Below are 12525 nucleotides of genomic sequence, written 5' to 3' on the forward strand. Positions count from 1 at the left end.
CTCTTGATCTAGCCTCTCTTCAAGGGAACCACCGCCAGATTTTAATGGTTTTATCCCAACTGCCGCTGACAATTGTTTTGCCATCAGAGCTAATGGCCACCGCATTAACCGCGCCTAAATGCCCGGAAAGAGTGCCTAGCAGTTTGCCGGTGGCAACGTGCCATAGCTTGATTGTTTTATCGCTGCTGCCGGTGATTAGGGTGCTACCTTGGGGGCTGAAGATGACAGAATTCACCATGCCGGCATGACCGGAGAGGGTGCGTAGGGGTGTTGTTGCGCCGGCAGCCATTGACCACAACTTAATCGTCTGATCCTTACTGCCGCTGGCAAGAATTTTCCCATCCGGACTGATAGCGACCGAATTTACCGAGTTGAAATGGCTCGAAAGTGTGTTAAATACTTCTCCATTTGCCAAGTTCCAAATATGGATATTGTTATCCAAACCCCCACTAGCAACGAAGTGTCCATCCGCGCTAATCGCAACAGATTTGATCATGCCAGAACGACCTGAGAGGTTGCGTGCAGGGAAGGATTGGGGTTGTTCTGCTGCCTCGGCTAACTGCCAAAGCTTAACCGTTCTGTCTTCACTGCCACTGGCTAAAATTTGACCGTCTGAACTGATGGCAACCGAATTGATATCTCTTAAATGTCCAACCAGCGTACTTAACAAATGGCCGGTGGATATTGCCCACAGCTTAATATTGCCATCATCACTGCAACTGGCAACAACCTGGCCATCGGGACTGATCGCGACCGAGTTCACGGCATTTAAATGCCCAAACAGAGTCCGCAATAGTTCGCCGGTGTGCAAATTCCAAATCTTGATCGTGTCATCTAAACTGCCACTGGCAAGGATATGGCTGTTCGGGCCAATGGCGATAGAGGTTACCCATGAGGAGTGACCTTGCAGCGTTTGCACGCATCGCCAGCCGCGACTTCTGGGCTTAGATACTGCTGCCGGCGCATTAACCGTGGCCTGAATGGCACTTTCGTCTGATTTGTTTCCAGCAACAGAAGCCGTCGCAGGTTTTGCGGATGGGGGAGGGGCTATAGTCGGGGATGGTAGGGAGCTTGCCGGCAGCTCATTGAGTTCATTGATCACTTCATCCGCAGATTGATAGCGTTCGCGAACCATCTCTTGAACCATTCTGTCCAAGATTTGCCCTAATTGGTCACTAATTGCTTTCCCCTGGTTGAATAAATGCTCCCGCCAAGTCCAGCCGGTGAGCGGATCATAAAGATGCTCTGGTTTCACATTGGTTAGCAGGTGCAGGCAGGTGACGCCCAAACTGTAGAGATCGCTTGCTGGATAGGCTTTGCCACTCCGCATTTGTTCCAGGGGTGCGTAGCCGTGGGTGCCAATTTTTGTGCCGGTTTGCCCCATCGAGGAGTGGCTCAGCAGCTTGGCCACTCCAAAATCAATCAGCATTAATTGGCCATCACGCTGCCGGCGTAGAATGTTGGCTGGGGTGATGTCTCGATGAATAACGCGATGGCCGTGAATAAACTTGAGCACCGGCAGCATTTGGGCGAGTACCTGCCGCACTTGCTGTTCGCTGAAAGCGCCTTCTTCGACCAATTCCTGCCACAAATTTTGTCCGTCGATAAACTCCTGCACGAGATACAGGCGTTTGTCTTGTTCAAAGAAAGCCAGCAGCGTCGGAATCTGCCGGTGTTCTCCGAGTTCGCACAGTCGCAGTGCTTCTTGGTTAAATAGCTGGATTGCCTTTTCTAAGGAAGCTTGCTGGCGGGAACCACTTCCTTCGATTTTCGGCACGAATTGTTTGATCACGCACCGAGTTCCCAGCCGGTCTTCGTCTACGGCAAGATAGGTTATGCCAAATCCCCCTTGCCCGATGGGAGTGAGGGCACGGTAACGATTTCTGAGCAACAAAGCTGACCCGCACTTTTGGCAATGCGAGACAGACTCAGGGTTTTTTGGATGTGAACACGAGGGATTAAGGCAAAAAGTCATACTGGGAAGCAGAGCAACCTAACCCTATGGTAAAGCTTCCCCAGACTTTCCTCTGCCTAACTCTGACAAGCCGGCATTTTAAATTGTCTGTTCTTGCCGGTGAACCTGCGATGAGAGAGCCGGTCAACTCATGTTAAAAATCCAATTTCTAATCGTTGTCAAACTCAAAAAAATAGTTTTAATGACTAAAAAACCTGGTTGTTTGACCTTATTTTTCATTCCTGACCGACACTTTAGGGTGCGATCTGCCAAATCTTGATCGTCTTATCAGCACTCCCACTAACCAGAATTTGAGCATCTGGACTGACTGCCACAGAATTTACAGAACCCGAATGACCTGAAAAAATCCGCAGCCGTTTGCCGGTTGCCAGCTGCCGGACTTTAATAATTCCGTCATAACCGCCACTAGCAAGCAGTTGCCCATTTGGGCTAATCACAACGGAATTGACTGAGTAGGAGTGTCCCGAAAGCGTGCGTACCAGTTTGCCGGTGTGCAAATTCCAAATCTTCAGAACTTGATCGACACCGCCACTCACCAAAGTCTGGCCATCAGGACTAATCGCGATAGAATAAATCCCGCCGGTGTGACCGGCAAGTGTATTAATCTGTTCTTCAGTATTCAGATGCCAGAGTCGGATCGTGTTATCCGCCCCATCACTGGCGAGGGTTTGGCCATCTGGGCTGAAGGCAAAGGACTTTACAGAGCCGGCATGGCCGGTTAAAGTGCCGATCAAATCGCCGGTGTCTAGCTGCCACAACTTGATCGTCTGGCTGTAGCTGCTGCTGTGACTGGCCACAATTTGACCGTCGGGACTGATAGCCACCGGCATCCAACCAGAATCTAAGCGAGAGTAACCCGCGATTAGGGTGCGAATTAATTCAGCACCCGGCAGTTTCCACAACTTGATCGTGCCATCACCCCCCCCACTGACCAAAGTTTGTCCATCGGGGCAAATCGCCAGTGATTTTACGCCGTAGGTGTGCCCGGTGAGGGTGCGAATTAGCTGGCCGGTTTGTAGCTGCCACAGCTTGATCGTGCCATCTTCTCCCCCACTGATCAGCGTTTGTCCATCCGGGCAGATCAGGATGGCCTTAACCCCATCAGAATGACCTGTAAGGGTGTGGGTACACATACTCTGGTTATCTTGCTGCAAATCGATCATCGGAAATGTTGTTACCCAATGAATAGCGTTGTTTAGTTTGGCGAGGCAGCATGGAAGTGTTTAGATTTGACCGGCAGCCACCCTAAATCTGTCTGGTCGAGCGCGAGCTTAAGCTTTCTATTTTAATGACTGCCGGCTGTCAAGTACAGCTTGCCGAAAGCCTAGCACAACCAAGATATTTGACAGAGTTAAGAACACTTCCGCAGCGCCATGTAACCAATCTATATTTGCTAAAGACTCGTTATAGGCAACTTTGGCGTAAATGCCGGCGGGAATGGTAACGGCAACAAAAACCAAAGTCATGTAAAACCCGATCAGCGCCAGCCGGGGCATCTGCCCTGAACGGGTGACAAACCACAAGAATCCCAGGTAAGGAAACAAGGACACAGCAAACAGAGTTTCTTTAGAAATCATGCCTCGAAATCCTTTGGTGTGGTAGAAGGGCGAGAACCCTTTTCGCCTTCAAGTTGCTGTTGATTGCCGGCAGAGTCTCTTGTACGCCAAATTAACCAGCCGGCGATGCAAAGGGTGCAGTTATTCACCACTGTCATGGCAGCTTGCAGGGTGACAAGCCATTCTAAGGATGCTGGGTTGTCAAAAAAGTGCCAAGTACAGGCGCACATGGCGCTAATTAATGCCGGCAGCATCGCTAAAGACAGCGCCCACCAAGCCCGGTTGCCAGTAACTTCGCCATACGTCCAAATTAGCCAAATGGCTGCAATCCACTCAATGACACTGGAAACGTGAATAATCCAAGTGGGAATCGAAAGCGCGTGCATAAAAATAACGGACACAGAAGATTTTGTTTATGCTACCCCGATTAATTGTTGAAGCGTTGTCTTTTGAAGTTTGCTGTCAACTGCTGCCCTAAACTGAATTGGAGGGGCGAACACAGCTAGGAAGTGAAATGGGGCAGATTCAAGCAGTATGTAGCGGATATTATGGCAAAGGCAACGGCGGTGACGAAGCGTTGCTGGCTTCGCTGTTGCAAATGTTACCGGCTGACGTGACGCCGGTTGTTCTTTCTGGCAACCCAGCTGAAACCCGTGAACGCTATGGGGTGGCAGCCGTGGATCGGATGAATGCCCGATTGGTATTTGCAGCACTGCGCCAGTCTGATGTATTTATCTGGGGCGGAGGCAGTTTAATTCAAGATGTTACCAGCGCCCTCAGTCCAGTTTATTATGCCGGCTTGATGGGATTAGCGCAGCGCTTGGGTTTGAAAACCATTGCTTGGGCGCAGGGCGTTGGCCCCTTGAAGCGTCCCTTAACTCGCCAAATGGCAAAACGAGCCTTTGCCGGCTGCACAGTCGTCAGCGTGCGAGATCGCGCCTCTGCCGGCCTGCTCTTAGACTGGGATATTCCTTGCTCTATGGCACCCGATCCCGTCTGGGCGCTAGATTCGATGCCCGTGCCCGGTTTGTGGGATTTACCGGCCCCTAGAGTCGCTATAACGCTGCGATCGCATCCCCAACTCACCCCCGCACGATTGCAAATTCTCACTCGCGCCCTGATAGACTTCCAGAAAGCAACCCAAACTTGTATTCTCCTGATTCCATTTCAGGCTTCTCAAGATTTGGCAATCGCTGAATTGATTCAGCCGCAATTAGCCGGCCCTTCTCATATTCTCAGACTAGAAGACCCCAAACAATTAAAAGGCGTGTTTCGGGGAGTAGAAATGGCAATCGGAATGCGCCTTCACAGTTTAATCATGGCGGCTGCCGAAGAGTGCCGGTGTTTTGCCCTTAGTTATGACCCCAAAGTAACTCAGCTAATGGCAGAACTGGAAATGCCGGGATGGGAATTATCCCAAATGCCTGAAGACGCCACAATCATTAGCAAGCGTTGGATAGAAGAATATGCCAATGGCGATCCCCTTTCACCAGGGCAGATTCAATCTTTGGTTGATCGCGCGTTAATTCACCAAGAAGTTTTGAAAGATGCGTTTCAGTATTTTTAAACCACAAATGGGGGAAGTTAATCAATTTTTTAGAATCGTGCCGGCACTTAGAATTTCCCCTCTATAAGCGGGACAACTCCAAATTAAACTTTTTCTAGAGACAGATTCTCAGCCGTTCTTCTATCAATAAAAGGATATTTATAGCAATTCTCAATTGTATTCAAGCAAGGGTTTCAAATCCTAATTTAGAATCAACTTCATGGTATTGACGCCCAGCAGATCAACCCTTTTGGAGGGGGTTTGGGGGACGCAACCGTCCACCAATCGGGGGTTTGGGGGATTCCCCCCAATGCCTTTCTGGCTTTTCCAGTCTTTCATCCAATTGAGAACCCCTATATAGCAGTTCTCACTTATAAGAGACTCAGCTCAAAATATTGATACCCAGCAGATCAACCCTTTTGGAGGGGGTTTGGGGGACGCAACCGTCACCCAATCGGGGGTTTGGGGGGAACCCCCCCAATGCCTTTCTGGCTTTTCCAATCTTTCATCCAATTGAGAACCCCTATACTTTTAAAATACATTTCCTTGCCTGACGAGCAATGATCTAGGCTATAGATAGTTCACTTACAATCTACCCTTTGAAAAATGCTAGATTTTCTTAACCCTATCCTTAACCGGCATCCAGAACGCATAAAAGCCAATGTAGAAATCTACACTTGGCAAACCTGCCCCTTTTGCATTCGCGCAAAACTATTACTTTGGTGGAAAGGCGTTAATTACACCGAATACAAAATTGATGGAGATGGGGCAGCGCGAGTTAAAATGGCTGAACGCGCGGATGGACGGCGCAGCGTGCCGCAAATTTTCATCAACAACCAGCACATTGGTGGCTGTGATGATCTTTATCAGTTGGATAGCCAGGGACAGTTAGAACCCCTGCTGAGTCAGCAACCGGCTGTTTAGAAATAAAAGTTACCCGCCTTCACCGGCATTGTTTGGGCAGCCCCAAAATTCAAGTCTGAGATGCTAATTGATGAGCCAACCTATCAGATTCACCGGCACTGGATGAGTCGTGCCTTAGAACTTGCACAAGCTGCCGGAGATGCTGGCGAAGTGCCGGTGGGGGCGTTAATTGTTGACAATGCCGGCAAATTAATTGCAGAAGCGCAAAACCGTAAAGAGCGAGATAAAGATCCCACTGCTCATGCTGAAATTCTTGCCTTACGGGCAGCCGGCCAATTTTTGCAAACTTGGCACCTGAATGATTGCACACTTTACGTCACTCTTGAACCCTGCCCGATGTGTGCCGGTGCGATTGTTCATGCAAGGTTAAATCTTCTCGTTTATGGTGCCGACGACGCAAAAACCGGCGCCATCCGAACCGTGGCGAATATTCCCGACAGTGCCACTTCTAATCATCGCTTGCCCGTGCTTGCCGGCATTTTAGAATCTGCTTGCCGGCAGCAGTTGCAATCTTGGTTTGCCCATCGCCGGCAGCAAGCGAAAGAGTGAAGGAAACTGAGCGGTATAAATAATTTTACAATTCTCCGGGTCTCCTCTGTTGAAATGCTTCAATTAATTGGCGAGCTGAATAAGTTGTTGAAACCTTCTTATAAATTCGGTTTTGCTGGCTGACTCCAGAGAAGAAAACATTATCAATGCCAGTGTTTGGTCTTTCTTTATTGCCTAAGACCAAAATTCCCTTATTTTTTAACCCAAAATGAAAGCGATATAAAACTCGATTTTGCCCACTCACGTTAAAATACATCAAAGTATTGCGGCACACCAATAAATCTACTTGAGAAATAGGAGCGTTCTCAAGCAAGCTGCTCTGGGCAAAGACGATTGGATGCCGAAACTCCTTGCGAAAGATATAACTTTGATTAATTTCTTCAAAGTATCGTTCTTGGAAAACCGGGGGAACACCCACCATTTGATTTTGAGAGTATTTGCCCTGACGAGCAAGGTAAAGAGCTTCTGGATCGATATCCGTTCCATAAATCCGAACTTGCCGGTTAAATTGCTCGACTCCCAAGGCTTCAATGAGTAGAATTGCTAGAGTATAAGTTTCTTCTCCAGATGCACACCCAGCACTCCAGACTTTAATCAACTCATCAGATTTTTGATTGGCAATAATGTGCGGAATAACGTCGGTCGTGATGTGATCCCAAGTCTCAGCATCTCTGAAAAAACAAGTATGATTAATGGGGATAAACTTCAACAAAGCTGTTGATTCTTCTGAATGCGCTTTTAGGTATTTGATATAATCTTTATAGCTTGATAGGGCAAGTGATTTCATTCGCTGCCCGACTCGGCGCATCAAGTTCGCTCGTTTATAATACGTGAAGTTAAATCCGTATTCTTCCCAAAAGTAGTTCAAAAAAGTTTCAAAAGCTTCTCCGTCTTCAAAGGGCAGTTCATTGCTATTTTCTGGTAGATTTAACGTTGGAGTGTTTGAAATCATCGTTTTTGAACTTATTTAATAAATATTGACTCAATATCGTTGAAAAATTATATTTTTCTCAGAGAAAAATATAATTTTTCAAATAGTTATGTAACTTTTGCTGACAAAGCATTGCTATAAATCCTATATTTTTGACGATTCTGTGATTGAAAAACTTTAAAAAATTGCTACAATCATCACAATCCTCTCACCTTTTCCTCCAAATATTTGACGGAAAATCTGGGAATTAGACTTTAACCAAGGGGTAAGACCCCCTTAACCTCGATATAGGAACTAATGATTGAAAAATTGTATGAGTTGAGGAATCGCACCGGCAGCGAACAACACTGTTAAACCTGATTGCTGATCTTCCTTAAAGAATAATTATAACCCGCCTCAAAATTCTGTACGAAAACGTACTTAAAAATATATGAGTTTATCAGCGTGTGCCACTCATTGAAATCGGCACATTGAATCGTGAAAAGTTACCGAGTGCCACAGAGCCGGTACAGGAGATTCATTAACTGCTGTCCATCTTCCAGGTAAGTCACATACTCACGTTCGCCAAGCTGAATATCTTTGCCTTCGAGATCAGCACCGTAGTGCTCAGCGATAATCACAATCGGCGTATCTTTAGGAAGACCCGTGCTTTGGCAGATATACAGACCTAAATTTACGCTCTCCTCAATCGACAGATCCATCTGATTGATCAAAAGTAGGTCAGGATATTCGCTTCTGCCACGGATACGGTCGATCGCGTCTTCTGCATCTAGCACCACAATCGTACGGTAACCTTTGCTAGTGAGATTATGCTTTAGCAGTGGCCGTGTCTCGTCATCTGGCTCAAGCAGCAGGATAGTTGGCGGTGCATTTCGTTCCTCTTTCATGAGGTTAGACATTCCTACTTTGCTCCTAGCAAGCGATTATATTCATCCCCGACAGTCTTAAAACACTCACAGGCTGCTGCTTCTAGTCCCTGTTGGTCGATAATGTGGACGCGCCCCCGGCTGTAGTGGATGAGACTCTTTTCTTGGAACTTTTGCGCGGCTTGGGTGACACCGGCACGGCGCACGCCCAGCATATGGCCAAGGAACTCCTGTGTCAGCAACAGCTCGTCCGATTCCATCCGGGTTTGAGACTCCAGCAGCCAACGTCCAAAGCGTTGTTCCAAAACGTGAAGCCGGTTGCAGGCGGTTGTTTGCGATATCTGCGCGATTAGCGCTTGGGTAAAACGCAGCAATAAATCCCGCACTTCCTTATTGTGATCAAACAGATCCAGCAGCACCGACGCATCTGTCTTCAGCCCCGTGCCAGCAATTTGCACGATATATTCCGTCTGCGTGGTTTCGCTGCCCCCCATAAAGGCGTTGACACCCAGCATTTCTCGATTGCCAATGACACCCGTCTCAGCGGTAGAACCGTCTTTCATGGTGATGGTGATGGAAATCAGGCAATCCAGGGGAAAATAGACATCGTGGATCGTTTCGCCCGGAAGGTGGAGGATCTTGCCCCGCTCTAGGGAGACAAGCTTTAAATGGGGAGCGAGTTTCTCGGATACTTCACGAGGCAAGGCAGTAAGCAGCCGATTGTGGACTTTCATAAGGATATTTTTAAACTGCTAGATCAAAACCTACCTTTTAGAGCTTATCTAAAAAAGAAGCAAAATCTCGCAGACAAATACAGCCTTTTTCCTGCCGGTGAAATCCCCACATTGTGGAAGGGGCAGATTGAGTCATTATCCCAGCTTCCCAATGAATAAGCTATCTATCAAAGGGTGCCTTTAGAAATGCTGTGGTGCGGCAGTTTGCAAACCACGATGGGAGATTCATTTGCCGGCTTTTCACGATTGTAAAAAGGGCAAATAGAAGATTTGTAAAAATCAGATGCTCCCATTTATTCGCGGTTTTATCCTTTCAAATTTATCCTTTCAAAATTAAGTGATGTTGAGAGTCTATCCTCAGCTTCTTTTGCTGCTGGAGTATGCTGACTAACCGGGTGACGGTGACTCTGGTTGTGCAGCAGGCAGTGGCTAACTCTTCATGGGTGAGACGAACGCTTAGCCGAGTGCCATCCGCCACAGGTTCCCCAACTTCCTGTTTTAACAGCTGTAATAAGCTGTAAAGGCGATCTGCCACGCGTATTTGTCCGTAAACTGTTAGCAGCAATTCCGTTTGTCTAAGCCGGCGACTAATTTGTGGCAAAAGGCGGTGTCTGAGAGTAGCAGAAGACTCGAAATCAGCGACGGGAATGCTGCATAGCTCAGTATCACTGAGGGCAGTTGCCGCATAAAGTGGCAAGGCAGTCAAGCTAGGGCCAAAAGGAGCCTCAGCACCCGCTAAGCCAACCAAAACTTCTTGACCGTTATCGGAAAATGTGGTTAATTTCACCAGTCCTGAACGCACTTGCCAAATGATCTGAGGGTTAAGGGGAATGGCTTCTCCTTTGTAATAAACCCGCACAGGATAGTTCAGCTCGGCATTACTGTCAGATTGTTCTGGGGTTTTGGCTAGGCTCTCATCCTTGTGCCGGCATAGCAACCAGCGCAGGGTCAGGGGTTCGTCAATTGCGGGCCGGCTACCTTCAACGACAGCGCTGACTCTAAAAGCAATATCGTGACGTGGCTGCAAATCTAGCTGGCACTGCTGTTTCCAGGGGCTTTGCTGAAACTGCTGCAACTGAGTTTGAAATTGTTTGCGCGTTTGGGGCGCGATAAATGCCGTCAGAGACTGACCGATCACTAGGTTTTGCGGAAGGTTGAGCAATTCGGCAGCTGCCCGATTGGTTTCCTGAATAATTCCTGTTGCATCGGTTAGCAGGCAAGGATCGGGGATAAACTCCAGCAATTCTTGATATCGCCGGCGTTCGGCTTTTGCAGTCTGGTCAGCTAATAATAACTGCTCATTCTGGTGGTACAGCATTTTTGCGGCCAACTGAAGCCGTTCAGAGACAATACCGAGTTCTTTCAGCGCAGAGGGCAGCAGTGCCTCCGGTACTGCTGCAGAAGTATTGAGTCCTTGATACAGGTTTGCTAAGCGATCAGAGATGACTTTAACCTGTTGTGTAAAGACTTTTGTATTCATGTTGTAGACACCCCTAGAAGGTACGGGCTTGGCTGAGCGACGGTTTCGATTAACTTATTCATATCGGAGAATTTTGCTTGATGCCGGCAGCTCCCAACGACAAAACATGGATGCGCTCGTTTTGCTCTGGGTAGGCCGGTAAACTAATGGCTGGAGATTATGAGTTGTTGCGCGTTCTCAAAAGTTTTAACCTGGCTCATCTGTCAGTCATTATCTTTATCAGGAATATCTTTCAATACAAAAACATTGCTAAATTCAGGCTGACTGCTAAACTAAGATTCAGTATAGTATTTGCCGGCCTTCGGAGTCAGTACGAAACCGTACTTTACTGGGGATGAATTAAGGAAATCTAACTCAGCAAAGGATTAAACCAGTCAATTCGAGCTGAATGCTGATTCTCGTGGCAATCTTTGCAGCCCAATTCTATCTAAAGATTTACGTCACGGGAAATAGGGTTAATTTTTAAATAGAAAGCACTTTTTCAACTTTAGAATAAGCCCCTGAATCACGTTCCTTGGGTCGTTGAGTTTTAAGTGCTTGGAGGTTAGGTGATGCTCATTTTACGCATAACCGGCATCTTTCTGGCACAATAAGCTTGAGAATAAAATTTTATCTAGCTTAGCGATGATTGCTCAGTGGCGGCGTTGGTTTTGTGTAATTTTCCTCAGTCTCAATTTGCTGATGATCAGCGGTTGTCAAACCTTTCCGAACGCGTCTGTCAGCGAGGAGGGAAAGCAAGTCATTCATCTGACGATGTGGCATGGCATTAACCCGCCACCCAACCGAGATGTATTTCAAAAGTTGGTAGATAATTTTAATCAAACTCATCCCAACATTCAAGTTGAATCGCTTTATGTTGGGCAAGCCGATCAACAATTAGCGAAAATTCTCACGGCTGTTGTCGGTAATGCGCCGCCGGATATTCTGTGGTTTTCACCCATGCTCACTGGCCAGTTGGTAGAATTGGGAGCAATTCGACCTGTGGAAGATTGGTTGAATCAATCGCCGCTAAAGTCTGGCATTGATCCAGTAATGTTTGAAAGCATGAACTTGGACGGTCATACGTGGTCGATTCCAATGGGAACGAATAATATTGGAGTATTTTACCGGCCAAGTTTATTTAAAGCAGCCGGTATTACTCAATTACCCCGAACTTGGGAAGAATTTCGACAAGCCGCACGCAAACTAACCCAAGATAAAAATGGAGATGGCCGGCTCGATCAGCATGGAATAATTTTATCTTTAGGCAAAGGTGAATGGACAGTTTTCACCTGGTTGCCTTTTATGTATAGTGCCGGCGGAGAATTGGTACAAGCTGACAAACCAAATTTAGTGAATAATGGGGCGATCTCCGCCTTACAATTGTGGTCGGATATGGTAAAAGAAGGATCGGCTGTGCTTTCCGCCCCAGAACGGGGTTATGAGCAAGATGATTTCATTGCCGGCAGGGTGGCAATGCAATTAACCGGCCCTTGGACATTGGGTTATTTGCCCCAGGCAGGGATTGATTTTGATGTGATGCCGGTGCCGGTGCTAGAAAAACCGGCAGCCGTCATGGGTGGGGAAAATTTATTTGTGATGAAAACACTGCCGGCACGAGAACAAGCAGCTTGGGAATTTCTAGAGTATGTTTTAACGGAAGAATTTCAAACGCAATGGGCTTTAGGAACCGGCTATTTACCGATTAACTTAAAAGCACGAAAAAGCCAAACTTACCAAGATTTTATTGCAAAACAACCGACGCTCAAAGTCTTTTTAGAGCAAATGGAATGGACGCGTTCACGGCCTATCATTCCCGGTTATTCTCGCTTATCTGATAGCTTGGGAAGGGCAATTGAAGCAACTTTATTAGGTGGCGCACCTAAAGAAGCTTTAGAAGATTCTCAAAAGCGCTTAAATTTGATTTTGGATTGAAGATTTAGGGATTCCTATCAAATCTCGGTCTTAACTCACATTTTGTACCC

Annotated in this window: 12 protein-coding genes; 4 read left to right on the top strand and 8 right to left on the bottom strand. The window is 47.1% G+C overall.

The annotated features are described in order from the left end of the window. Positions 1 to 19 precede the first annotated feature (19 nt). From H6F56_RS16265 to H6F56_RS16280, 4 genes are all read right to left on the bottom strand, one after another. Positions 20 to 1975 carry a serine/threonine-protein kinase gene (locus H6F56_RS16265; RefSeq protein WP_190670054.1) on the bottom strand — a complete coding sequence of 652 codons (1956 nt, stop codon included), beginning with the start codon at positions 1973 to 1975 and terminating at the stop codon, positions 20 to 22. A gap of 233 nt (positions 1976 to 2208) precedes the next feature. Further along, positions 2209 to 3138: a WD40 repeat domain-containing protein gene (locus H6F56_RS16270; RefSeq protein ID WP_242032044.1), complete on the bottom strand. Its 930-nt coding sequence runs from the start codon at positions 3136 to 3138 to the stop codon at positions 2209 to 2211. Between the two features lie 117 nt (positions 3139 to 3255). After that, complete coding sequence (locus tag H6F56_RS16275; RefSeq protein WP_190670056.1) at positions 3256 to 3552, bottom strand: DUF3593 domain-containing protein; 297 nt, start codon at positions 3550 to 3552, stop codon at positions 3256 to 3258. Continuing rightward, entirely contained in the window at positions 3549 to 3917 is a 369-nt protein-coding gene (locus tag H6F56_RS16280) for a DUF2499 domain-containing protein (RefSeq protein WP_190670295.1), read from the bottom strand. Before H6F56_RS16280 ends, H6F56_RS16275 begins: the two co-directional genes overlap by 4 nt. 128 nt (positions 3918 to 4045) lie before the next feature. Between H6F56_RS16280 and csaB the strand changes: the two genes are divergently transcribed. The 3 genes from csaB to tadA all read left to right on the top strand — a co-directional run bounded on the left by csaB (position 4046) and on the right by tadA (position 6550). Then, positions 4046 to 5098 carry a polysaccharide pyruvyl transferase CsaB gene (csaB, locus tag H6F56_RS16285; RefSeq protein ID WP_190670058.1) on the top strand — a complete coding sequence of 351 codons (1053 nt, stop codon included), beginning with the start codon at positions 4046 to 4048 and terminating at the stop codon, positions 5096 to 5098. Positions 5099 to 5683: 585 nt separating this feature from the next. Next, positions 5684 to 6001 carry a glutaredoxin 3 gene (gene grxC, locus H6F56_RS16290; RefSeq protein ID WP_190670060.1) on the top strand — a complete coding sequence of 106 codons (318 nt, stop codon included), beginning with the start codon at positions 5684 to 5686 and terminating at the stop codon, positions 5999 to 6001. A 60-nt stretch (positions 6002 to 6061) separates the two neighbouring features. Next, entirely contained in the window at positions 6062 to 6550 is a 489-nt protein-coding gene (tadA, locus tag H6F56_RS16295; RefSeq protein WP_190670061.1) for a tRNA adenosine(34) deaminase TadA, read from the top strand. Between the two features lie 25 nt (positions 6551 to 6575). Here the strand turns inward: tadA and H6F56_RS16300 are convergent, their stop codons facing one another. From H6F56_RS16300 to H6F56_RS16315, 4 genes are all read right to left on the bottom strand, one after another. Beyond that, the gene (locus tag H6F56_RS16300) at positions 6576 to 7502 is read right to left on the bottom strand and encodes a CheR family methyltransferase (protein ID WP_190670063.1); all 927 of its coding nucleotides are present in this window, start codon (positions 7500 to 7502) and stop codon (positions 6576 to 6578) included. Between the two features lie 464 nt (positions 7503 to 7966). Further along, on the bottom strand, positions 7967 to 8380 hold the full coding sequence (locus tag H6F56_RS16305) for a hypothetical protein (protein ID WP_190670065.1): 414 nt from the start codon (positions 8378 to 8380) through the stop codon (positions 7967 to 7969). A 2-nt stretch (positions 8381 to 8382) separates the two neighbouring features. After that, positions 8383 to 9081 (bottom strand): Crp/Fnr family transcriptional regulator, encoded by a 699-nt coding sequence (locus H6F56_RS16310; protein ID WP_190670066.1) that lies wholly within the window; start codon positions 9079 to 9081, stop codon positions 8383 to 8385. Between the two features lie 319 nt (positions 9082 to 9400). Beyond that, positions 9401 to 10561, bottom strand: a complete 1161-nt coding sequence (locus H6F56_RS16315) for a PAS domain-containing protein (RefSeq protein ID WP_190670069.1) — start codon at positions 10559 to 10561, stop codon at positions 9401 to 9403. A 624-nt stretch (positions 10562 to 11185) separates the two neighbouring features. On the opposite strand from H6F56_RS16315, the gene H6F56_RS16320 reads away from it, so the two are divergent. Further along, a complete protein-coding gene (locus tag H6F56_RS16320) occupies positions 11186 to 12475 on the top strand; it encodes an ABC transporter substrate-binding protein (RefSeq protein ID WP_190670071.1) in 1290 nt (429 codons plus the stop codon). Positions 12476 to 12525: the final 50 nt, after the last annotated feature.

Source organism: Microcoleus sp. FACHB-672 (genome assembly GCF_014695725.1).
Classification (GTDB): Bacteria; Cyanobacteriota; Cyanobacteriia; order Cyanobacteriales; family Oscillatoriaceae; genus FACHB-68.

Coding starts and splice junctions, on each gene's coding strand:
- H6F56_RS16270 (WP_242032044.1), bottom strand. CDS start 3,138: ATGATCGATTTGCAGCAAGATAACCAGAGTATGTGTACCCACACCCTT.
- H6F56_RS16320 (WP_190670071.1), top strand. CDS start 11,186: ATGATTGCTCAGTGGCGGCGTTGGTTTTGTGTAATTTTCCTCAGTCTC.
- csaB (WP_190670058.1), top strand. CDS start 4,046: ATGGGGCAGATTCAAGCAGTATGTAGCGGATATTATGGCAAAGGCAAC.
- H6F56_RS16305 (WP_190670065.1), bottom strand. CDS start 8,380: ATGTCTAACCTCATGAAAGAGGAACGAAATGCACCGCCAACTATCCTG.
- H6F56_RS16315 (WP_190670069.1), bottom strand. CDS start 10,561: ATGAATACAAAAGTCTTTACACAACAGGTTAAAGTCATCTCTGATCGC.
- H6F56_RS16280 (WP_190670295.1), bottom strand. CDS start 3,917: ATGCACGCGCTTTCGATTCCCACTTGGATTATTCACGTTTCCAGTGTC.
- H6F56_RS16265 (WP_190670054.1), bottom strand. CDS start 1,975: ATGACTTTTTGCCTTAATCCCTCGTGTTCACATCCAAAAAACCCTGAG.
- tadA (WP_190670061.1), top strand. CDS start 6,062: ATGCTAATTGATGAGCCAACCTATCAGATTCACCGGCACTGGATGAGT.
- H6F56_RS16300 (WP_190670063.1), bottom strand. CDS start 7,502: ATGATTTCAAACACTCCAACGTTAAATCTACCAGAAAATAGCAATGAA.
- grxC (WP_190670060.1), top strand. CDS start 5,684: ATGCTAGATTTTCTTAACCCTATCCTTAACCGGCATCCAGAACGCATA.
- H6F56_RS16310 (WP_190670066.1), bottom strand. CDS start 9,081: ATGAAAGTCCACAATCGGCTGCTTACTGCCTTGCCTCGTGAAGTATCC.
- H6F56_RS16275 (WP_190670056.1), bottom strand. CDS start 3,552: ATGATTTCTAAAGAAACTCTGTTTGCTGTGTCCTTGTTTCCTTACCTG.